This is a genomic window from Paenibacillus tundrae, from assembly GCF_036884255.1.
GTDB lineage: Bacteria > Bacillota > Bacilli > Paenibacillales > Paenibacillaceae > Paenibacillus.
The window spans coordinates 1064445-1088927 of sequence record NZ_CP145605.1 but is presented as its reverse complement, the minus strand read 5'-3'; the positions used below and the strand labels follow the sequence as shown (position 1 = coordinate 1088927).

At 45.5% G+C, this 24483-nt stretch carries 17 protein-coding genes; 5 read left to right on the top strand and 12 right to left on the bottom strand.

Features of this window, described 5'->3' with window-relative positions:
* The first annotated feature begins 65 nt into the window (after positions 1-65).
* The 3 genes from V6W81_RS04720 (at position 66) to dcm (ending at position 2968) form a co-directional block, all read left to right on the top strand.
* The gene (locus V6W81_RS04720; RefSeq protein ID WP_338541809.1) at positions 66-443 is read left to right on the top strand and encodes a hypothetical protein; all 378 of its coding nucleotides are present in this window, start codon (positions 66-68) and stop codon (positions 441-443) included.
* Between the two features lie 200 nt (positions 444-643).
* The gene (locus V6W81_RS04715) at positions 644-1048 is read left to right on the top strand and encodes a hypothetical protein (RefSeq protein ID WP_338541808.1); all 405 of its coding nucleotides are present in this window, start codon (positions 644-646) and stop codon (positions 1046-1048) included.
* A gap of 573 nt (positions 1049-1621) precedes the next feature.
* On the top strand, positions 1622-2968 hold the full coding sequence (dcm, locus tag V6W81_RS04710; protein ID WP_251383553.1) for a DNA (cytosine-5-)-methyltransferase: 1347 nt from the start codon (positions 1622-1624) through the stop codon (positions 2966-2968).
* 497 nt (positions 2969-3465) lie between these two features.
* Here the strand turns inward: dcm and V6W81_RS04705 are convergent, their stop codons facing one another.
* The gene (locus tag V6W81_RS04705; RefSeq protein WP_338541807.1) at positions 3466-4209 is read right to left on the bottom strand and encodes a PmeII family type II restriction endonuclease; all 744 of its coding nucleotides are present in this window, start codon (positions 4207-4209) and stop codon (positions 3466-3468) included.
* A gap of 79 nt (positions 4210-4288) precedes the next feature.
* The gene (locus V6W81_RS04700) at positions 4289-6055 is read right to left on the bottom strand and encodes an ABC transporter ATP-binding protein (RefSeq protein ID WP_338541806.1); all 1767 of its coding nucleotides are present in this window, start codon (positions 6053-6055) and stop codon (positions 4289-4291) included.
* A 274-nt stretch (positions 6056-6329) separates the two neighbouring features.
* Between V6W81_RS04700 and V6W81_RS04695 the strand changes: the two genes are divergently transcribed.
* On the top strand, positions 6330-6728 hold the full coding sequence (locus V6W81_RS04695; RefSeq protein ID WP_128100465.1) for a CopG family transcriptional regulator: 399 nt from the start codon (positions 6330-6332) through the stop codon (positions 6726-6728).
* A gap of 130 nt (positions 6729-6858) precedes the next feature.
* Here the strand turns inward: V6W81_RS04695 and V6W81_RS04690 are convergent, their stop codons facing one another.
* The 3 genes from V6W81_RS04690 to V6W81_RS04680 all read right to left on the bottom strand — a co-directional run bounded on the left by V6W81_RS04690 (position 6859) and on the right by V6W81_RS04680 (position 9867).
* On the bottom strand, positions 6859-7239 hold the full coding sequence (locus V6W81_RS04690; RefSeq protein WP_145049308.1) for a hypothetical protein: 381 nt from the start codon (positions 7237-7239) through the stop codon (positions 6859-6861).
* A 270-nt stretch (positions 7240-7509) separates the two neighbouring features.
* On the bottom strand, positions 7510-8892 hold the full coding sequence (locus tag V6W81_RS04685) for a hypothetical protein (protein ID WP_338541804.1): 1383 nt from the start codon (positions 8890-8892) through the stop codon (positions 7510-7512).
* A 63-nt stretch (positions 8893-8955) separates the two neighbouring features.
* Positions 8956-9867: an ATP-grasp domain-containing protein gene (locus V6W81_RS04680; RefSeq protein ID WP_338541803.1), complete on the bottom strand. Its 912-nt coding sequence runs from the start codon at positions 9865-9867 to the stop codon at positions 8956-8958.
* A gap of 147 nt (positions 9868-10014) precedes the next feature.
* On the opposite strand from V6W81_RS04680, the gene V6W81_RS04675 reads away from it, so the two are divergent.
* Positions 10015-11517, top strand: coding sequence for a stalk domain-containing protein (locus tag V6W81_RS04675; RefSeq protein WP_338541802.1), 1503 nt, complete (start codon positions 10015-10017; stop codon positions 11515-11517).
* Positions 11518-11712: 195 nt separating this feature from the next.
* On the opposite strand, the gene V6W81_RS04670 is transcribed toward V6W81_RS04675, so the two are convergent.
* From V6W81_RS04670 to V6W81_RS04640, 7 genes are all read right to left on the bottom strand, one after another.
* Entirely contained in the window at positions 11713-12306 is a 594-nt protein-coding gene (locus V6W81_RS04670; RefSeq protein ID WP_338541801.1) for a YdeI/OmpD-associated family protein, read from the bottom strand.
* A 333-nt stretch (positions 12307-12639) separates the two neighbouring features.
* Entirely contained in the window at positions 12640-16332 is a 3693-nt protein-coding gene (locus V6W81_RS04665) for a glycoside hydrolase family 2 TIM barrel-domain containing protein (RefSeq protein WP_338541800.1), read from the bottom strand.
* A 227-nt stretch (positions 16333-16559) separates the two neighbouring features.
* Entirely contained in the window at positions 16560-18611 is a 2052-nt protein-coding gene (locus V6W81_RS04660) for an IucA/IucC family protein (protein ID WP_338541798.1), read from the bottom strand.
* On the bottom strand, positions 18571-19818 hold the full coding sequence (locus V6W81_RS04655) for a type III PLP-dependent enzyme (RefSeq protein WP_338541797.1): 1248 nt from the start codon (positions 19816-19818) through the stop codon (positions 18571-18573). The genes V6W81_RS04660 and V6W81_RS04655 overlap by 41 nt, the downstream gene beginning before the upstream one ends.
* On the bottom strand, positions 19815-20591 hold the full coding sequence (locus V6W81_RS04650; RefSeq protein WP_338541796.1) for an HpcH/HpaI aldolase family protein: 777 nt from the start codon (positions 20589-20591) through the stop codon (positions 19815-19817). Before V6W81_RS04650 ends, V6W81_RS04655 begins: the two co-directional genes overlap by 4 nt.
* Positions 20588-22654: an IucA/IucC family protein gene (locus V6W81_RS04645; RefSeq protein WP_338541794.1), complete on the bottom strand. Its 2067-nt coding sequence runs from the start codon at positions 22652-22654 to the stop codon at positions 20588-20590. Before V6W81_RS04645 ends, V6W81_RS04650 begins: the two co-directional genes overlap by 4 nt.
* Entirely contained in the window at positions 22655-24358 is a 1704-nt protein-coding gene (locus V6W81_RS04640; protein ID WP_338543940.1) for an IucA/IucC family protein, read from the bottom strand.
* Positions 24359-24483: the final 125 nt, after the last annotated feature.

Genomic DNA, 24483 nt, shown 5'->3' with positions numbered 1-24483 from the left:
GATCTGCCGAGGCCAAAAATTCTAAAATAAATAGTTTTACTTAATTTTAAAAAGGAGGACTCCAGATGCTAATTAGAATATTTTATTTTCTCATCTTATCTCTCACTCTATTAAGTATCACCGGCTGTACATCAGAGACCAGCGCTACTCAAGAAATGGCTCGAACAATAATGAAAGAGGATCAGAACAGCGACATATTTATATTGGAGTCGATCCTGTATAAGAAAGTCGAAAAAATTAATGAAGAACAATTTAACTCTGTAAATACCGCACCCTATGGAAGTATTTCTCACAATTATGAGAAGAACAAAAACTTCCAGTCAGGAGCAGCTTCTGTGTTGCCCACAGGTACCCAAATATATCGTTCTATCGAACAACCTGAGTTTGTCTATTCCGATGAGGGAGGCACGTATACGTTGTACAAGTCTGTTCCTGAGGGTTGATCCATGCCTCTCCACCAGACACTCATCCTAATGCTTAACACCTGACAAAGTAGAATTATAAATCCTCTAGTTCATATGTATTATTTTAACAAAATGTATGGATAACGGTAGTTTCTCTGTACACCATATGTTACGCTGATTGAAGTCCATTAGATACAATAGACAGCTCAACATTATAACTAATGCAGAGGTACATACCTATGAAAAATGATTGGCTCTTCGCAAAAATTATTGTCATGATCTTGGTGGTTAGTAGAGGATATAATGACCTAATGCATTTCATTACGGATGATTACTTCATCTTGTATAATCAGCAATTAAGCACATTATGGCACCTTCCCTCAGTCATTCTTGCCGCAGCAACAGTGTTAACTGGGGCTCTATTCATGATGGGAAAACGTGCACAAGTAGGCGTAGCTTTTGGCATCTGTCTCATGGCAGATAGTCTCTTTGTTGTGATTCAATCCTTACTCGCATTCATCCCCGATTTCTCTAAATTATGGTACTTCTTAATTGTGTTCTTGCTGATTGGTCTGCTGGAGTTTGCTACAGGCGGAAAAATAATATCCGAAAATAAAACAATCTTTAGTAAGAGAGTACACTGATAGATACTTTGCCCTGTTGCTCCCTTACAAGCCCCTCATCTTCTCCCCACCTCCAGTTCAACTTCAAATTCTGTTCAACCCTTAACATTTACACGTTAACGGAGAGGACAGAAATAACCAGAAGAAGCGAAGCTGTCGCCTTTATCCCGGGATTTCCCCCTTTGACAAAGGGATTCAAAGAAATCCGGGGATAACAGCGATCTGGAAGTTGTTCTGTTCTCGGAGTGACCCGTGTAATTCCCTCCTCCCACCCAGTTCAACTTACAAATCTGTTCAACCCTAACATTTACACGTTAACGGAGAGGACAGAAATAACCGGAAGAAGCGGAGCGGTCGCCTTTATCCCCGGATTTCACCCTTTGTAAAAGGGAATCAAAGAAATCTGGGGGTAACAGCGATCTGAAGGTTATTCTGTCATCGGAGTGACCCGTGTAAATCTTATCTGTTGACCTAAGTTTCTAAGTTGAACAACCAAACGAATGTTCTAGCATTTCATTGACTATCCCGATTCGCTCCAATATAATAACCCTATTAAAGTTAAATATTTTTTTAACTCTATTGGAGGGTTATCGATTGTATACACTCAGCAAAGAAAAAGTAAGACAACATATGAATAAACACGGCATTAGCACGCAGAAAGAATTAGCCGATCAGTTAGGTATCAGCAAGAATCAGCTGTCGATGCTGCTTTCGCCGAACTTTAACCCGATTAAAACGAACGCGATGCGTTTATGTGAAGTTTTGGACGTGGAACTCGAAGAGATTCTAATGTCCGAACAGATTGAATTCCCCTTTGAAGCGGATACGCTAGTGGAACAGTCCCATGATGAGGATTTAGAAGTGAATGTGGATGACTTTGAGGGTCAAGACTTCATTGATATTCATAACATCACCGCTAACAGAAAATACTCTGCCATCGAACTATTCGCAGGTGCCGGCGGGCTTGCACTAGGGCTGGAACAGGCAGGTTTTGAATCCAAAGGACTCGTGGAGTTCGATAAATACGCCTGTAAGACGCTGAGAAAGAATCGACCTGATTGGAACGTCATCGAGAAGGATATTATCGAGGTTACAGAGCAAGGAATTAAGAATTTTGTAAAAGACATTGGGATCGGAGAACTCGATCTGTTATCTGGAGGCTACCCTTGTCAGGCGTTCAGTTATGCAGGTAAGAAAATGGGCTTATCCGATGCACGCGGTACGATGTTCTATTATTATGCTCAGCTCCTTAAGCAGCTTCTGCCGAAGACCTTCTTAGCGGAAAATGTAAGAGGACTCATTAGTCATGATGAAGGCAGAACGTTCGCGCTTATGCTCAAAGTATTCTCCGAGATCGGCTACACCGTGACATGGAAAGTCTTACGGGCGCTGGATTATGATGTCGCTCAAAAAAGAGAACGCATTGTCATGATCGGTATTCGGAATGATCTCGTTGAACAATATGATCTGAAATATGAACTTCCTCAGCCTTACGGTTACCAATTAACCTTGAAAGATGTGCTGCAGAACGTTCCTGAATCCGAAGGTGCAAAGTACCCCGAATCCAAACGCACAGTGCTTGATCTCGTGCCTCCTGGTGGATACTGGAGAGATCTACCTGATAACATCGCGATGCAGTATATGGGCAAAAGTTATTACTCCGGCGGAGGCAGAACAGGCATGGCTCGCAGACTATCTTGGGATGAGCCTTCACTCACGCTAACGTGTTCCCCAGCTCAGAAACAGACGGAGCGCTGTCATCCTGACGAAACTAGACCATTCAACGTTAGAGAATATGCTAGAATCCAAAGCTTCCCTGATGACTGGGTGTTCGATTGTTCCATGAACAATGCTTACAAACAGATCGGTAATGCCGTTCCAGTGAACATGGCGAAGGCAGTAGGCTTGTCCATTGTTAATGTATTGAATCAGATGAACTAAGTACATCATAGAGGAGTTCTTTTCAGAGGGGCTCTTTTCGAAAGAAATTCCTTTTCGCTCCTAGCGCTAACGAACCTAACGCATCTTAAACAGTAGATTAACTATGTATGCAAAATTTAACGAACCTCAGTAATGCTATTTCGTCACAAAACGGTGTAGAAACCTAAAAAATCGACTGAATCGGCGAAATAACGCCTCTGCGATTCGTTAGGTCTCAGATCCGGGAAAATAGGAGCGAATAGCGTGTGTCAGGTTCATTACACCAACACAATACTAAGGGGGATGTCTCTCGTCATATTCATGACTTATGGGACATCCCCTTTTGGTATACATGAAGGAGGACTAGGCTCCCCACTTTAATCTTTTTTTCCAAAAACGACTGCTGCCGCAAGAAAACTCGTTCCACTCAATATTTCGTTTAACACATCGTATAGATAGCAATCAGCACGTTTATCTTCCACTAGTTAAATTGGAATTTAATTCCACATAAAGTCTACTTAAATCTCAGTTAAAACTTTCTTCGGTTTCAATGTCTCTTCAATCTCCTTCGCCAAGGAGCGAATCACATCTTCTATTAATTCAGAGCTATCGACTTCAGAAGCGACATCCCCTATAGCATCGGTAATTCTCTGATAGAAATCCACTTCACCCGTTAACCGATACCAGAATTCCTCCCCAATAATGACCGGATATTCAGCATCAATAACTTTGTAATGATTACTGAGATCCTCCCGAGTACCGTAGAATACACCAACGATTAAATCCTCTGTACCTACACTCAATTTATTCGTTCGAGCAAGGTTCTTAACGGCTTTGAAATGACCTTTGATCGTCTCAATATCATCTTTATTGATCGTATTGGGTCCGGCTTTGATCTGACAGTATTTCTTCCGTCCATCCACTTTATCTATGAATTCAATATCGATGCCCGATGTAGTCGATGCGAATCCTTCCAGCACTTCACTACAGAACTTCTGAAGCCGATCTCCAAAAATAGTATTAATGGATGTCCCCAACACACGAGGATACACTAAGGCTCTTGCGATACTCACCGGGTCATCCTTCCCTGTTAGAAAGCTTGCCTTATACTTATCTAGAAAAGGATTCAGATTAAATTCCTTTAATCTCCGAAGTTTCTCCGTATTCTTTTGATGACTAGGCACAATCTCTGCTTTGAAAAAGTCCTTCGCCTTCGTTATAATTTCTCTCAATGTATCATCGTGTAGTTTCAGTTCACTCATCTGCTAGATTGCCTCCCTGATATCCGAAGTTCATATAGCATCATCCTACCATTTCCTTCCGTATCGGTCACTATGCATCTTATGCGTTACTCACTCCACCCACGTTAGGATCCACGATGACATCTGTCTGATTGCCTTTGTGAACTAACTGCTGGTACAACCCTCCAGCCGCCAGAAGCTGCTCATGACTGCCACGATCCACAATTCTTCCCTGATCTAATACGATAATTTCATCTGCATTCTGAATCGTGGACAACCGATGAGCAATGATGATTGTGGTGCGCCCTACCATTAATCTCTCCAATGCCTCCTGTATTAAGCTTTCCGACTTCCGATCCAGAGCAGCCGTTGCTTCATCTAATAGAAGGATTGGAGCATTCCGAAGTAGTGCCCTGGCGATCGCAATTCTCTGTTTCTGTCCTCCTGATAAAAAGGTTCCCCCCTCACCGATGTCTGTCTCGAATCCATCTGGTAGTTCCAAGATAAAATCAAGCGCATTGGCATCCTGTGCCGCTGACCTAATCTCGTCCTCCGTGGCATTCAGATTGCCATTCGCAATATTCTCGCGAACCGTGCCACTGTATAGGATGTTATCCTGAGGCACGAGAGCAAAGTAACTTCGCAATTCCTCCAGTTTCATTGACTGCGTATCCGTATGATTGATTCGAATCTGCCCTTCATTTTGCTGGAATAGCCCTAATAACAACTTAAAGATCGTCGACTTTCCTCCGCCACTAGAGCCTACAATTGCAGTCACCTGTCCTGGCTGCACAGCGAATGAAATCTGATGTAATACGGGATGACTCGGATTATAGGCAAATGTGAGATGATCTACCTCCAAATATGCAGGCTGCTGATTAATCGTCTGCTCAGGCAACTCTGTATACTCATGCTTTTGATCCATTAATTTGAAAATACGATCTGCGGCTCCAAGGGCTTGTTGTAAATCTCCCCAGAGTGAAGCCATGCCTGTGAACGGCCAAGTCAGGTGATTCAGAAGCTGGATAAATGCGATTAATCCGCCAATCGTCATTGAGCCATTCGACACAAAGAGAGCGCCCATAACGAATGTAATAATAAAAGAAAAATGTCCTACCGCGATGGCTGTAGCGGACAGCGAAGCATGAATACGCCCGCCTTCAACCTCCAAGCGACTGATGTCCTCACTGCTCTTATGGAATCTGCCGAACAATTTTTTCTCTAAACCGAAGGTTTTGAATACAATACTTGAGCCGAAAATCTCCTGCAGAAGAGATGTCATTTTCCCGACACCGGTCTGGAGTTCCTGTGAATTTCTCCTGAGGGATTTCCCATATAATGCACCGATTAGTACGGTCATGGGACCGATGATTACACAGATTAAGGCTAGTTGCCACTGGATCGTTAACAGATAGACAAAAGCTAAGATGGCAAGTAACGGACTGCGAACGAGATCTATAATCGTATCTGTGCATGCACGGCCAATGGCTTGGTTATCACTGGTCATACGGCTCAGCAACTCACCTGAATGATTCTCGTTATAGTGTGATTCAGGCAAACGAAGTAATTTTTTCAATGTATCCAGACGAATACGGTTACGGATCTTGGAGGATACTCTGGTTTTGAAGTATGTATCGACATAGCTGTTAATCACATTGAGCAGAAGAATAATGACCCCGATTAAGGCAAGAGACTTCCATAAAACCTGACCTTCCGCAATGGCTGCATTCGTTACTTGGTTCAGATACCAAGCCATCCCCAGATCCAATCCTATACCCAGAATCATCGTGAAAAATAGGATAACGTAACTACTCTTGTACTGTAGAGAATAACTCATTAAACGCCAAATCGTGTGTTTTGGTTTCATATGATCCACCTTTCTCATTTTGGATTATAACTAGTCGAGAATCCATATAGATTCCATTTGGAATCCAAGGGGAATCTCATCGGAGTATATATTATTACACAATTCCAAATATTTCAATATGCATTATTTCACCTTTCCTTGACAACACGGCTAAATTCAATGAATATGAAGAGGACGATGACTTAATTAATACACATAAGATGTACATGCACACATAACAAAGAGAGCCGCCAAATCTTGGAGAATACAGCGTTCTCTTAATGGAGATGATAGAATGGCAGACTTAGAGAAAGTCAGCATTAACCTCGGGCCTGTTGACTTGGGGCAGATCGACCTGCTGGTAGACCAAGGGTATTATACGAATCGTACCGATCTGATCCGCATAGCAATTCGTAACCAATTGGATAGTCATGCAGCAGATCTGAAGCAGTTCAGAGAAGAGTACTATTATGTGATGGGAATTATGGATTTTGATCGCGAACGATTGGAAGACGTTTTGCGGAACGGTGCCAAGCTTAGTATCAAAGTCATTGGTGGCTTAATTGTTTCGAAGGATGTATCGCTAGAATTAGCCCAAGCTGCATTTGGTAAAGTGAAAATCTACGGGATTATCCGCGCTCCCGAGAACATCAAGAAATTTTTGCGCCAGTTGCATGAGGAAGGTAAGGCATAATAGCAAAAAAAGAGCCGTTAACACACCAGCTATCATCTAGCGAGTGGTTATACGGCTTATTGGCTTTACAGCTTCGTATTTGATTGGATACTTACTGAACGAGCAGTAACTCACGTAAGTTCTTACCTTCTTATTTCCCCTCAAAGTACTGAACAATTTCATCAGGGGTCGTTGCCTTCAACACGATTTCATTTTTCTCAAATACAAGTATGACCGGATAGGTATTGAGATCAAATATTTTCTCATAATCAAACTTCTGCTCCACACTAACATCATAGAAGTTAATATGCTGAATCGGTTTGTCTGCCCTTACGCTTGTATTAATATCTTGTATTTTCTTCAGCAAACCCTCGACAAATTCGCGATCAGAATCTTGGTTGGAGAACACGATCACCGAGACATCATTCGTTTGACCATTCACCAAATAATCGATGGCCTTCTCTTTATCATTCTGACCACAACCGGAGATTAGAAGCATTAACGCTACAACGAGTACAAACCATTTTTTCATATTACATATCCTCTCTTGGAAAGCAATGAAACTCCCGACTTATCAACTAGGGTCTGCATCTCACTCTTTCTCTTGGTCTTTTTCATTCTCAACATATTGAAGAATTTCTTTGGGTTCATGGAAGTGATTCAGAAGCTCATCCCCCATCTTCCCCCTTCAACAGATGAAATATCCATTTCCACATTATAATATATGTTACATTTATACTATTATGGAATAAATCACTTTACAGGAGAATCCATTATGCTATAAATGCACGAAGCGCGGAGACTAATCGCCGCCTCCACCCGAATCACTGTCGCTCCCTGAGCTATACGAGCTATCGTTATCATATGAAGATGTATAGGTACCACTGCTGCTTGCACCACTCGTTTTGTGATAGTTAGCTTTTCTATTTCTTTTTTGGGTACCATGTTCGAATACACCAACCTTGTAGTTCAGACGTTCGTATGGATATTCGGCAGCAAACAATGGGCGATATTCGCCCCGGAGAGATAGAACCAGCAGGAGCAAAGGCGTTGCCGATATGTTCTTAGATACCGCCGCCCTGGATGATTTCTTCTGCTCCTTCTGTAGCATCTGTCTAATCTCCGGTTCGAATTGATTCTGGAGGTGAGTCCAATCCGTTTTTCGGCTACAACGTGAGCCAATTCGTAGTACAAGAGCGGTCTGCAACACTCGTTCCAGCGACTCCGCTGCTTCTCCGAGCCGTTCTGTAGGTATCCCTTTTTTATACTTCCTACGCCAGCGGTGCAGTGATCTTGACCATTCACGAGCCATAGGTGCAATCTCTCGTCCTGGAAGGAACAAACGAACGAATAACATGATTATGATTGCGGTCAGCACCTCGGATCGAAATGCAAATTCAACGCCCTCCATCAATACAGTCGTCATGAATAAACTAAATACCGCAAGCTGGAACACCCAACGTACATACACACGCCTCCAACTCAATAGCCATAACAGCAGTGCTAGGCTTAATCCTAAAATATCAATTATACCTAACCCATCCATTTGACCTAATGCAGCAACGAGTATAAAGAGAACCGGGTAAAGAAGCCCTACCAGTAATCGAAGTAATAATGGCGTTCGAACGATGCCTTCCCATCCTCTTGATTCACGAATCTGTGCCACCCACTGCCGTAACCTTTTGCTATCCAGCTTCTCTCTCTCACGGTAATAATACAAGTTCTCGGCACTTTTACTTTCCTGTGAGCTGGGACCAGCTAACGTGTCTAGACGGAACTTCTGTGCTCCAAAACCATGCTCGCCAATAAACCATTGGATTAATTCACTTTCGTCCGGCATGATCTGACCGATCTGCTTCGTCTTCTGAAATTCCAACGTCACATTAGGCGCATATTGATCATCTTGATAGCGTCCTTTGGTTGGTATAACGCGGAGAGATAATATCCCTGAACGGGTCAGAGCAAATAATGAAGCAAGGGTGTCCCGTAGCCGCATTTTACCTTTATTGAACACATAAGCAAGAAATAGTGGATCAGCCTGTTCGATTTCCTCGTCCGTATAACTGCCTTTTGACATACGATTTCGAATGGAGAGCAGTATTTGCAATACCAACACAGCTAGAATCACCCATATGAGCTGTGCCCCACTACGCTGAATCCAACCGACTTCAAATATTCTTTCCATCGCATATCCCTCCTCCTAACCTCCATACCATTTAACACTCTATACTCCGGTGAATGTGACTCATTAAACCTCAATCATTGCTGACTTCAAATTCATATAAAATTGCTGGGCATCTGCATAATCTGGTAACCCGGCCACTTGCCCATCTCCAAGCTCAAGAATGATCCATGAACCGTCCGTGAGCTTGGCAAAATCCATCGTAAAGAAACGACTTTGAATCGTGCTCGCTATGCCCATGAACGACTCTAATTGAGCGACAAAGTCCTGATCCTCTCCTTCATCCCAATAGTTCGACACGTACAGCGGCTTGCCATCTAGGACAAAGACTCGCATCTCTTCGGACAAGGGCATGCCACTCTGCGGATGATTCGATAGGAATGCCAGCTGGGCGTATTCTCTGAATACAAGTCCTTCATTTAAGTCAGAGCCTTGTCGCTCAAGGAAGGTCTGTACCACTTTTTGCACGTGTGCCTGATCGGATGCATCTGGAATATAACATGCTTCATGCCATTCATGCTTTCTCGATTTCACATAATCCTTGACCATAATAGGCGCTTTGCCAAACGTCTGGACTGTGTCTCTTAGCCAATCCGCCGACTTGTCCATCTCAGACTGATGAATCCAAACGGAACGTGGGGTGTATGGCTTAATTAGATCATAAGAATCAGGCAGATAATGGCCATGCTGATATTGCTCAGGTGTATTAATCAGATACAGATTGATTGAGGTAAGCGCATTGTACAGCGTCTCATATTCACTTGGCTTCATCATCCATCCACGGTATACCGTCAGGGTTGGCTCTATCGCGGCAACTAGATTCTTAATTGCCCGCTTCGGCTTGCCATCCACAAGCAGTGACTCCAGGTGAATTAAACCCACATCCAGACCTAGTTGCTTCGCATATGTATACTCTTCCTCATAACTCTCATCTACTTTCCGCTCATCCAGCGGAGAACTGCAATATATTATTTTCACCTTAGTTTATCTCCTTTCAAACATGTAACACCAATATATTCCTATTACTTTAACATATTATCTTTTCATAGCTGCACGTATAACTTAATACCTCTAACTAACGTTATAACTTTATTACTAAAAATTTAAAAGAATTGAGGCGTTATCATGCTCGCAAACCTTAGCCTAAGAACGTTGGCAACTGGTACATTAATTACATCTATTGTACTCGCCGCATTAACAGATGGATCGCAGGTTCTAGCGGCTGACTTGCCCCATACAACACCAACAGCTACATATGACGCCAAAACAGGCTCGACTTTTAATCAGAGCACCAGCCCACTTCACTATACAGCCATCAAAGGAGCTAACCATTATACAGTTGCCTTACGAAGTGATGGGTCAGTATGGACATGGGGCCGCAATCTTTTTGGAGAGTTGGGTGTTAGTGAGAACATTCGCTATCGCCATACGTACAGCCCCATTCGCATACCGAAGCTGGACAATGTAATCGCTATTTCAGCTTCTGGCAGTGGTAATAACGCGGCTGTGCGAGCGGATGGAACCGTTTGGGAGTGGGGTGGTGGCAGAATGCCTACTCAAGTGAAAGGTATCACCAACGCGAAGGAAGTTATTACAGATGCGTATTCATCGGCCGCTCTGCTCCGTAATGGAACTGTATGGACTTGGAAAAGTCCGGTTTATAGTTCAGATGTAGAACTTACACGGAAACCTCAAGTTATCAGCAGTTTAACCAACATCATTCAAATTGCAGCTTCGGGTCAAGATCTATATGCCGTGAAAAAAGATGGTTCGGTGTGGAAGTGGACTGAGTCCAATCAACCAGGTACATCACCGTCTGTACCCACGAAAGTGAAACAACTATCCCAGATCACCTCTGTTACACCTACAGAAACCTCTCTTCTTGCTCTCGATAAGAACGGCAAGGTCTGGCGTCTAGATGATACAGGTAAAAAAACGAGTTATCATCATGAACTGGATGTTAAGAAGATTGATGCTAATTCAGGATATATACTGTTACTGACCATAGACGGAGCTGTATACACCTATGGTAGAACTGTAACGGGAAAAGAGGGCAAGGTGAATCAGCTATCCAATATTACAGATATTGCAGCAGGTTACTCTCACAATCTGGCGCTTTCCACTGAGGGAAGCGTATGGGGATGGGGTGCCGATAAATATCAGGAGGCTGGCGCACCTGCCACTTCATCAGGTGGAATGGTATATAAACCTGTACAAGCCCCATTAGGAACAGATGTATACCTTAACGGAGAACGCTTCGAATCCATGTATGGTGCTGTTGTTACTTCCCAGACTGTTCAGCTTCCTGCCAAAGAAATAGCTACGGCGATTGGAGCCAGGTTTGATGTACACAAGACACAAGGAACGATTGATTCTTATTTATTGAACTATAAAGGTCGAACGATCACACTTTACCCTAATATGACGCTAGCAAAATTAACGTATGACGAAGTTACGGCAGTGCAACAAGAAGAAATTTCACTACCCGAACCGATAAATAATTATACTGGTTCAACGACGGTACCTTATGAAGCATTTGAAGCTTTAGGCTTGCAGGTGTCATGGGAAGCAACCAGAGGCATGATGACGATTGAAGATACGGAGAACATAAATACTAACGAACAATAATCCATCAACAACAAAAGATAACAACACTACCGCTACTGCGAAAAGTACATTTACTACAATAAAGTTCAGCATCTATATGATAAAGTTTTCAAACGATACATCATCAAATTAATACTAGTTCTCCAATGATACAGCTCCATCAACAAATCGACCCAGCATCATGATCGATACTGGGTCAACTGTTGATCATATTCTCTAATCATTTAATCCTTTACCATCAAGGATTGGCTTCACAAACTTTTCAATCCTGGAGGCTCTCGTCTTCGATTGCTTAGCGTCCGAGAAATAATAGATGTATGCTCTTTGTCTCCCAGGGGTCAAAGCTTCAAATGCCGTTTTCAGTTCAGGCATTTCATCGAACTTTTGTGAAAGTTCCTCCGGAATGGCATACTCTGCCGTTTGCTTCATTTCCACCTTCTGGCCGGACTTTTCAATCTCAACGGCCTCTTGAATATATGCTTTTATCAGGTGTTCCATTTCATCTATTTGCTCAACATTGGTGAATCGAATCTGGCGGGCAGCCTGTACATTATTCGTCTGTTGCACTAAGATTCCCTCTGTATCCTTCAACAGGGCTCCCTTATGAAACAAAAGCGCACAGTATTCTTTGAAGCCATGGATCAACACCACGTTTTTGTTCTGAACCGTGTAGCATGGATGCATCCACTTGTAATCCTCGGTCAACCCACAGTCCAAAATAATCTCCCGGAGTCTCACCGTTTCTTCCTTCCACGTCTTGGCTTTGCTTAAATACTCATCAACCTTCGGATTAAATCTGCTGTCGGTCATCAGGACTACCCCTCTTCATCTTCATAAGGTACGTTTTCCTTACTTTATCATGAGTTCAAAAAAACACAAAGAATCCCCTACAAGTGAACAGCCTCTTAAAGGAGACGTTTAATTGAAGGGGTTTACTCTGCTGCACTACTTTGGAAAGACGTTAATCATTCTTTTTTTCTAGGAAATCAATAATGTCTTGCGGCTCACTTGATTCCATGATGACCTTGTTGTCCTGAAAAACTAAAATCTGAGGGTAACTCTTAAGATTGAAAATCTTCTCGTAATTGTAGTTTCGGTCATCCTTGACGTTAACCAAAGTCACATTTGTTACCGGGTTCTTCATCACTCAAAACGGAACCAGCCAAAGTCAAACTGACTGCCTGGCAGGAAGATAAAGGTCACCTTTTGCACACCTGTCACCTGTTCAAGCTCAAACACTCGCTCCTCATACCCTTCTGACTGTGTGAACTCGACGAGCTGATTGCTCTGCCCATCCGGTCCTGAGAAACGAATATGAATCGTGTTTTTGTCGATAGGCGAATGACCGCAGATTACAAGTTTGGATGTACCTGCTGCCGTGAAGTCCATTTGATCGAACTCCAGTGAGACATTGTTCCCGATCCCCTCAACCGAATCCCCTTGAATCGTAAACGTATCTCCATACAGCTGGTCACACGATGCAGCGGCATTCTGCTCAAAGGCTCGGCTTTGGCGTTCAAAGGTAAAGCCCTTGATGTGAATCTTCTGCTTCAGTACAAAACAAATCGATGTAATTCCACGCAGCCGTTTGGATAACGTATACGTGTCTTCCTGGTACACATTCCATCTGGATTCCTTCTGATATACCACATCAGCAATCAATGTGCTTCCCTCTTCACCAGGCATACCTTCCCAGATCTGAATGGGATACTCTTCATTCGATAGAGCAAAGATCGGAATCGTAATGGTATCCGAACCATATGCACCGAAGTCGATATTGCGGAAGCCCACATGTGTCTCCCCATCTCGGCTCGTCGCTACACCACGTTCGTTCCCATTGCCCACGTCGCCCTTCGAATAATCATAGAGCCCACCGGAGATAAAGGCGTATGGATCGTGATATGCCGTTCCAAGTCCGGTGGCAGTGAATTCAAGCTGGGAGATCAGTTTGATCTTGTCCGTGCCGTTCTTACTCGTAGCTCGAAGGCGGAATGCACCATCTCCCAGCGCAGTTACCTTCACTTGGCCTGCTTCAGCCGAATTCCCAACCGAGTCCGAATCGAGCAATTCTACTTTGGAAATGTTCGACTCAATTCCCGCATCATTCACCACAGACCATTCGATATCTCGGTACGATGTATTCTCCGGGTACAACTTCGCTTGCACCACCATTGCTGGCGTTGAAGGGTCTAACAACTGTCCTTCTGGGCTTACAATCTCAATTTTGCGCAAAGGAATTTCTTCTGCTTTGCCGGTATGAATAGCCCGTTCCTCATTACGATCGAATACAGCCTGTACTTTCGTATCCTGAGCATCGCTTTCCTGATCATTTAATTCTTGAACATGGATTCCCGGAGTACTATTCTCAGAAGCATCGGTACCTGCATTCACATGCACAGCTTGGAATTCCGCAGATGCCCCTACTAGCCCTTCCGAGGACACCTCGATCTTCACTGTTCCGGGTTCATTCGTTGCGCCAATGATTGCCATTAGTTTGCCACTGAACAACCTGCGGCTTGTCCCCTTGTAAGGATCATAATCCGTACTATCCCCGTTATCCAGCCCTAACAAACGTCCTGCACCCGTCACGCGTACCTGCACACGATTGTTGGCGTTTTGCACCAGGTTGCTATCCTCATCTTCCACATTGATCTCGACAAAAATAAGATCCTTCCCATTCGCAGTTAATTGCTCACGGTCTGCTTGAAGACGAACAGCCTGTGCATCCTTGTAAGATCGCTGAACATCGGTTGCAATCACATTGCCCACTTCATCGTACGCAATCGCCTTCAGCTCACCAGCGACATAAGGCACTTTCCACCAGCCAACAAGCTGTTTTCCATGAGCATGGTCAATGTTATACGTGCCGATCGTATCACCATTAAGCTGCAGTTCAATCTTTGGCGCGTTACTGCACACGCGTACATCAATGACCTGACCAGGGCTGAAATCCCAGTACGGGAATAGGTGCACCATTGGAGCCTTTTTGTAATCCGTCCATGCTGATTGGTAGATATAATAGGAGTCTTTCGGGAAAGTTGCCGTATCAATCTGTCCAAAATAAGAGTTCTTTGTATGATACGGTGTTGGCTCACCGATATAATCGAATCCTGTCCACAGGAACTGTCCCAGCGAATAAGGGGTATCCCGTTCTGCCAAAATACACGCCTCTGCCGACTTCGCTCCCCAGCTTGTTGTACTGTTTCCCAGCGCGGAGCACTGCTCATCATCATCAGCCAGAATGGATTGCTCGAATGGGAAATGATAGATTCCCCGACTCTGCACCACAGATGCCGTCTCACTGCCATAGATAATCCAGTCCGGATGTTCCTCATGGTGCTTATCATAATATTTTTCCGCGTAATTATATCCCGCAAGCTTCACGATATCCGCACATTTCTGTGCATTTTCCCAAGGCATATAGTTCGAACCAATCGTAACACGCGCATTATGCTTCGGATCGAATTCCAGCACATAATCCATCAGCATCCGGGTGACTTCCTGTCCCCGCTCATCTGCATGCGTATCATAGATCTCATTACCAATACTCCACATCATCAAGCTTGGATGGTTGCGGTCACGCATAACCCAGCTCTTTACATCCGTATGCGCCCACTCTGGGAAGAATCTCGCATAATCGTAAGGGGTCTTGGCACGCTCCCACATGTCAAAAGCTTCTGAAACAACCAGCATGCCCATCTCATCAGCAAGCTCCATGAACTCTTTGGCAGGCATATTATGAGCGGTTCGAATGGCATTAACACCCATATCCTGTAACAACTCAAACCTTCTACGCAGAGCGACAAGATTGAATGCTGCACCCAAAGCACCCAGATCATGGTGTTCGCAGACACCGTTCATTTTCATTTTGACCCCATTCAGCAAGAAGCCATCCTGCGGATCAAACCTAACTTCTCGGAAACCAACGTTTTGGGTGAAACTCTCTATCGTTTCATAACCTAGGCTACCCTGATGCTGTATCTGCGTCTGAGCATTCTGGTTTTCAGTTGGACTCTCAGTCCCCGCCTCAGCCTCAGCTTGAGCTTGAGCTGCAGCGTGAGTCTGGTCGTGATCCACTGACGCCACCTGTAAATCGGTCACCAATTGATAGAGATGCGGTTCTTCCGTACCCCACAGATTCGGGTTCTCTACTACAAATTGCTGGCGATTCGTAATAGTACTAGCATTGCTAGATTTACTATCATAACCAGCATTAGCTATATAACCATCCTCAACTTGCTGAGTATCCAGCGTCACAGCCGCCGTTGTGGTTGCTACAACCTTGCCCTCATAGAGCAGTGTGTGCATAAGCTGTGCGTCCCGATCAATAACGACATCTGTATCCACTTCAACCTGCCAGCCATCGGACTGCTTCTGCATGGATACATACGTACCATTGGTGACGATATGATTGTGATCCCTCGTTTTCAGCCATACATTACGATAGATCCCCGCGCCCGAGTACCACCTGCTGTTAGGGCTCTGATGCACCACCTTGACGATGATTTCATTATCTCCCTCGACCAAGGCCGCTGTAATCTCGTGTTCAAACGCAGAATACCCATACTTCCATTCCCCTACCAACTGCCCATTCACATACACGGATGAATCCATATACACCCCGTCAAAACACAACATTCTGTGCTTATCATCCTTCGTAACCTGGAACGACTTGCGATACCAGCCAATACTATCCTCATACAGATCCAATGTGTTATAAATTAACCAATCATGCGGAAGCTCCACAGGTTCGAACGTTAATCCCCCAGGCTCCGTAACATCTAGTCCACTTTTGGCGAATGCCCATCCATCATTAAAGAGTTTTCTCGAATTCATCGCTCTGTCACATCCTGTCCCAATATGATTGCGTTTACATAAAAAATGAAGCTACACCGATAACCTTTTCGATCATCGTCACATAAGCCCACCTACTCTACCCGATTATACCATCTGATCCATCTAGTGACTGCATAGGATTGAATATAAAACGAACAATTTATACACACCTGCATAACCGCAAAAAAGGCAACCCGGCAGAGCCAGATCACCCCAATCCTCTTATTTCATCCAATGTAAAAAGGATTATGCCCCGCGCCTTTGCCCGATGGCATTGCCCCAGGCACCCCATCCGCTTCTAACAGCGGACGGACAACTAACTTCGCGGGCCATTCCCGCCTCTGAAATATTAGGCGGAATAGCTCAGCCCGGTCAGCCTCCGGAAGCTGCACACGGTGTAACGCTTCCTTCCACATCTGCTCCGTAATGTCCCATAACTTTGCTTCAGGCAGATCATAGACTGCAACGAGTGCCTCAATAATGGCAGCCAGATTGACCTGTGTCCCTAAAGATTGCACATAAAAGATAAGCTTCTCAATCGTCTCATTATACAGACTATTAGAGTATCCCGGTCTAATCCAATACGCCGGATCAGCGATACCATGCTTGTCCAGGTAAGGTTGATGCAATCGCACGGAATCGTGGTCACGGAACAACAGCCCCTTCACCTGCTGATTACGCAAGACCACACAGCAGTTCTGTCCATGGATTTCAGGGACAACTCCTACCTTGAAGAGCCGCATGACCACATCATAAAATAACCCAGCCAGCTTGGTGTAAAAGGCAATCACATCATCTTTCGATAGCTCCTCACCTAATAGCTCGGATAGCAGATGTCGACCATCCAGTGACACCCCAAGGGCAGCCATCGGGATGACTTTCACCCCTTCCTGCAGAAGCTCTGGCGGATAGATCCGTATCTGAGCTGCAAGATGGCGAGGATGATCATCAAATAGCCCCATCGTTTCGGGCATGTAGCCCCACCAGTTCTGTTCTTGGCATAAGAACACTTTCCCGGCAAGGGAATCATCACAAGCGACCGCCTGACGTAACATCCGTTCTCCAGCCAAACCATTCAATAGCTTAACGACCGGAAGATAACGTGCCGCGCCAAGAGACAACACGCTGACAGGAAGCTTCAACATATAAGTTGATGCTGTCACAGAAGACATCGAGCGAAGAGAAGATGTCGCCTGAACCTCACCAGCTTCTACATCAAGCACAAGGATCGTGCGATCCTTGAACTCCGCTGCATAACGCGGGAGAATGATGTTCTCCAATTGCCACGGATGAACCGGCATAGGCATATATGTTTTCAGATCAATTCCATTACGCTGGAATGCCTCCTCCACCATCTTTCGCTGGGGTTCATCCAATATATCAAGTGTTGATATCGCCTTGTTATCTTCACATCCTTGTTGCACGACATCCTTACGCACTGCAACCCAGCGCAGAGGTATCTTCTCTCCGAATTCTGCTGCATAACGACGAACATCCTTTTCCGTGAAACCAATCTTTGCTTTGGATGTTGGATGGAAAGGCCGATCCCGTAATGCCGCAATTCGTTCTCCCTTAATGAACCACTCGTAGGCATTGGAAGGCTTCACGTTATGCAGCTGATCCACTTGTTCTAGCCCCAAGGCCAACTGCTCAGTTGCCGTCTCGATGCTATCCACAAATTCAGCTACGCCTGGATGCGCATAAGCTTCGTCCGAAAGTGCGAGCCGCAGTACAGCATGTCCAACGGCTAACGGTGTAGAGAGCATAATCCATTCACCTTCAGTGTTTTGAGTATATATCGGGGAGCCCTGTACCCACTGTTTGCCCTGCCTAATGCTAGACTGAACCATGAATACGATCCCTTCCAGATGAACTAGAAACTTAGGAGCTTGGCCAGCCTTTATGCTTCTAGCATCTTCCCACTGTAATCCAGCATGAGACGACCTATTTCCCTCTTCTCGAAGTGACTGTTCATCGTTCAACAGCCTTCTCTCTTCCAACGTCCGCTGTCCTTCCAATGCCCCTTCTTCTGCAAACGTACGCTGGTTTTCCAATGTGCGTTCTTGTCTACCCAACGTTTGATCCTTCGGCCAACCTGCCCGCTGCCCGATCTGATACGGTTCCATCATTCGGCGGATTTTCTCTGGAGCAGCAGACAATTCAATCAAGGTATTGCCGGAAAGCGGCAATAGCCCCTCTGCCAGAAATGCATTAATCAGATCCTCCATGATCTGGTGCTCAGCGGCTTGCAGACTGGAAAGCTTCATCACTGTTGACATGGTTGTTTCCCTCCGTCAAATAATGGAATGCCGGGTGCGGATGCCCCAGAAAATCATGGTGCGAGATCGTCCAGCAATATGCTCCAGATTTCTCAAAAACAACGATATCCCCGACGTGGAGCAGCTCTACCTCTGCATTCGAATGCATCCGGTCTTTCGGTGTACACAGCTCGCCTACAATATGCACCTTATTATGCTTCACTTCTGGTCTTGCGTATGAATGCGCCCAGTGCTCTGTAGCCATAACGTGAAAAGGATGATTATGCCCCCATGAGGCAGGCAGCCGATTATGGTGTGTTCCCCCTCTAATCACGGCAAACTGTTCTCCATGGGAAACTTTGATATCCGTAACCTCTGTTGCATAATAACCATGATCTGCGACGAGAATCCGTCCTGGCTCGAAGTACAGCTGAACGCCGTCAAGCCGCTTTCTCGCCTCGCTCTGATTCAACAGAGAAGTGAATAACGGCCAGTCAAACCCCGGACTGCCGTCATACGTCACACCGAACCCACCGCCTGCATTAACCACCTCAACCTGTATACCGTAAGCGTCTCGCCATGCCTGTACTTTGTTTAAATACAATTCGATCATCTCGGCATGTAATCTCGCATCGGTATTGTTGGATAACGAGTGAAAGTGAAACCCGCGCAGGTGTACGGCTCCTGCACCTTCCTCACGTATAATCTGTATCGCTTGCTCAATCCACTCCTCATCTAATCCAAACGGGCTTGGCCCACCGCCCATCACAATCTTGGTTCGTGGCAGTGTGCTGCTCCTCAGATTGATTCGCAGCAGAATACTGGCGACCTTCTTTTTTCTCTTCGCGATAGCAATCAGTCTTCGCAGCTCTAGCAAACTTTCCACATGCAACAAGGTGACCTGATGTTCCAGCGCTTGTTCTAACTCGGCTTCTTTTTTGCCGGGTCCGCCAAAGAGAATAGGAACCTGGGCACTAATACGTCTTACCTTGAGCAATTCGCCAATCGATGCAACCTCAAATCCCTTAACCCATGGCAGAAGCGCTTCAATGATTCGTGGATCAGGGTTCGCTTTGATCGCGTAGAACAAGGAGGTATGTTGCGGCATGTGCTGTAACATCTGGCTCACCTGTTCTTGGATTCCTGCGAGGTCGTAGAGATACGCACATACAGGCTCTTCACTGCCCTCTTGGATCTGGCGAATCACAGTTTCTACCTTGGATATCATATCTGGCCACCTACACTCCCATAGTCATTCCGTTTCCGTACATATGCACGAAAAGCCGTATTCCGGTCATCCCCTAACACAAAAATATGTACCCCTCGCTCTGTCCACAGCGTCATATCCTTGATACCTCTCGTCACGGTTGCATACGGGACATTATACTGCTGCGCTTGTTCATGTAAGACCGTCAGTGCAGACCGGACATCTGCATGATCCGTCTGCCAAGGTACACCGAGAGATTGCGATAGATCTGCAGCTCCTTCCAACACAAAACTGACCTGTGGATGAGACAAAATGTTATCGCTCTGCTGGATGCCCTGCACACTCTCAATCATCGGAATCACCATGATCTGCTCATTCGCCTGTCCAATGTACTCGGTAAGTGGATATTTACCGAATACACCAGCACGTCCACTATTCAGACTGCGCATCCCCAGTGGATGATAGTAGGTGTGATGAACCGCTTCTTCCACCTGCTTCCGTCCTTCCACGTGAGGAATCACAATGCCTTGTGCCCCGCAGTCTAGCACTTTCAAAATCTCTGCCCGCTCTACCTTCGAGATGCGTACGAGCGGTGTCATGCCACATAGATCAGCAGCCCGAATCATCTCTTCCAACGATTCCATATTCGTGGTTGCATGCTCCAGATCAATGATGACAAAATCATATTCTGCATGTCCGATCATCTCGATGATGACCGGATGTGGAATCGATACAAACAAGCCGAACACAGGACGCCCTCGCGATATTTTTTCCTTCAACGTATTTGTTCTCATACCAATGTTTCCTTCGCCAGCTTCAACGGATTGCTGACTTTGCGGAAATACAGTTCCCCATCACCGTAGAGGCGCCGCTTTGTCATCTCTTCGATTAACGCATCCTCGCCAAATAGGTCAAACCACGCAAAGCGCTCGCTATATTCCGGATGCTGCTGCTGATAGTCCACAATGACACCCGCACTCAGTTGCCAGAAATCTTCCTCGGATAATCCGAAGGACTCCAGTGCCAGAGCAATATCGGTCATACAGATGAAGAAGAATGCATCATAGGTATAGTCTCGAACCTCGGATACATCATCCGCATAGATGAAGGAATACCGATTGAACTTACGGTGAGTCTCCGGTACAGGATGCAGCTCTGGTGCACGCTCTGGATGAAGCAGTTTATCTGGTACATAACGAACCCCATCATGCAGATCCTTCACAATAATCCGTTTCGGCAGGTCATTCTCCAGCACCAAAATAATATTCTGGGCATGTGACTCTAGTGCAATGCCATGAGCATACAACAAATGAATGATTGGCAGTGTAATCGTGCGAACAAGCGCTTCGCTCCACTTTGCAATACCATGACGTTCGATTGCAGCCTGAATGAAAGGAACACCGTTTGGTTGCACCAGCATCAATGCATTTAATGGCCACGCCGTCTCCCCCGGTTGCAGATGGGTGGATACATTCTCGCGCCAAATTGCACCGAATGTTCCGTACGCACGGCGATATAGGATCACAGATAGTTGCTCATATCTGAAGGACAATCCCATGACCTCTTTCAGTATGGCAAACTGCTCCTGCTGCAACAGCTCATCCTCCTGAATAAGTTGTTCCAACCAATCGCTGATCAGCGGTGCATTCTGGGTGGTATGCTGAGCCAAAATACGAGTACTTGATGTATTCGTAATACTAAGTGCTAGTTTGATATAAGGAGCACTAGAATTAACCCGATTGGAGAGAGAACGGATCGACTGCTGGGCGCGATATGAAGAAGATGATGCCCCGAGGAAAATAATATCCTTCTCCAATAATTGAACAGCAAATACCGACTGCAATTGGTGCTCCCATTGCCAAGGATGAACCGGGACGAACACATAAGGGTTACCATGAGCATCAACGTGGGTAACGCCAACTCCATCACTGTTACTGTTACTGCCACTAACACTAACACCGCTACTGCTACCGCTACTGCTACTGCTACTGCTACTGCTACTGCTACTGCTACTGCTACTGCTACTGCTACTGCTACTGCTACTGCTACTGCTACTGCTACTGCTACTGCTACTGCTACTAATATTATCACTGTCGCCACTACTACTATTGGTAGTGCTACTAATGCTGGTACTGTCAGCAATACCACCCTCAGCAACATCCACATCACTAAGCTCTAGGCCAGCTTCTCCCTGCAGAATGCGGTTAAACCGATATACATCCGCCTCCGTCAAATGTTGTCCCACAAGATCATCTGATGTACAACCTTTGGAGAGAGCCATCTGCACCAACGTCTGCTTCACCGCGAGCCAATAGAGCGACACATCCATGTTGAATTCGGGGCCATAGGCCAGGTTGTCTTTTAGCGTGAATCCTAATCTCGACTTATAGCTTGGATGATAGAGATGACCGTCGGTCATATGACTTTCGAGTGCATCATAATGATGATCCGCGATCGGAATCGACTCTGCCAATACAGCTCGGCACTGACTATCCTTCGCCAATGTCTCCAGCAACTCTTGAATGAAGGAATCGACATGAACTCCTGTAAGTTTGTTCAGCACCATTTCTTCCAGAAATCGATTCAGATCGGTCATAGGCACGCCTTCTCTTTGGATCGACCCTTTAACTATCTTCACTCTACCGAACGAGTACTTCTGCTGTGCTTCACAGATGTATTGAACAGGTTTCCCTTGTCCATCAATTCCGGTAGTTCCCCACTCTCTGCCTTGCTTCCTACACTCAATAATATCCTCGAACCATAAAGCCTCCAGTGCCTGACGCATAATGCGTTCCTGCACATCCTTGTGTACTTCCGTTTTGTCCTTGATTTCAGTCTCGACTTGAAAGGCTCCCACTTACTTCACTCCTATTCGGTTCATTACATTCTGAACGGCCACGTAATCCGGTGTTTGACTGATTCCTCGAAGACAGCTCACCAGATTCTGCTTCGCCATAAATGCATCTGCCTTGAGCAAATGCTGAACATAGGCATTCCCGGTACGCTTCAGTTCTTCTTCAAGCACTTCACGCACCATCTCCCAGAAATGCTCTTCCTGCACACCCACATCCCTAGCAAGTGCATGTATAAGTGAACCCAGATGATTAACCATAAAATAGTAAGATGTCCTTGCCCACGCCTTCTCCCGTGGATAAAAAAGCAGCTCAGAACGGTCACGTTCACCCGATCTCACATGCTCGATATCGACGCTAACCCCTTCGAGATCACGCACAATAAAGGCAACAGGCCAACCCTCTTGCAGGGTCACCAGTGTATTTTGTAAATGAGCTTCAAAATGAATGCCCCGCTCCCCACCTGCACGCACCAATGGTAAGAGAGATATTCGCAAGTAACGGGATAACCACTGCTCTGCCTCTACCCGTCCACCGCCGAGCATCCGCATCAACCGGGATGGCATTCCTGGCAATGGTGCTTCTACTAGGCTGGATACAACGAACGTACACGAAGGATCGAATTCAATCGGGCGATAAGCTACGGTAAACAAACTGGTCAACCCTTCATCTATGAAGTGACACGTCGTTACTCCCGTTTCATATGCAATGTGTGTATGCTCGTCCTGATCAAAACAATCATGCTGTACCAAATAACGTGAAGCATCCAGCGTTCTCCGCATCTGCTCCGCACTGTTCGTACGAATCATGTTCGTAATTTGCATATGCAACGACAGCTTGATATTACAGTTCATATCAGGCACATATACGGTGCGTACTGAGGATGTTGGATAGGCGAGTGGGCCAAAGCTGCCAAGCAGTACGATTTTTCGTTCCCGGATGTAAGATTGCACCTTGGATATACCCAAGATGTGCTTATATTGCCAAGGGTGAACGGGCAGTACGCCATATTGCTCAGATGAATTTTCCACGACTTGTGCCAACTGTTCTTGAACACTCTCATGCCATTCAATCTGATGATGGTCTTCCACCCATTCTTCTCGATACACATCCTTCCTCACGGCAATGTAACAAAGCGGAAAGGCATTACGTAGCTCCGGGCTATACCTGAGCACATCCTGTTCAGTGAACCCACGTGAGTTTTTGGGAAACGGGTGGAATGGATGTCCATACAATAGAGACTGTTCCGATGTACAGTAATCATGCATTTCGAAGGCGCCAGCCTTTTCAATGAACAGCGTCAAGTTCGCGAGGCTATTGTCTACCTTTTCGGCAAAATCACGGACGAGATCGTCATGAACTCCTTCTTCTACTTCCTGTTTATGTTTCTGCGAGATGACCCCTTCACTTCCCTCAGCACTCAGCTCACGGGTAATCCAGCGAACCAGATTCTGCACATACACCATCTGTCCACTGAGAGTTTGTATGGTATCGTACTCATGCTCACCCATGGCGGAGTAATACGATAAACGTCCAGTAACGATGACATCACTTACCCGAAACGACACTTGGAACGTCTTCGTCATCGCATTGATCTGTATATCATCTTGCTTCTTGTATGCAAGCTCACGAATGTACGTGTTGAGAAGCAGCTTGGATGAGTGTATATTCGCCTGCTGCTTCGCCTCAGACTGGAGCTTGTTTTCCATCTCGAACAATGAGGCCAACCTTCTTTCGTGTTTTAAGTGCATGTTCAAAAAGGGCGGTTTTCAGTACCAAGAAAATGGGATGAAGATAGAAATGGAGTAGCGGAGCGTAGGCAAACCTACGTGAG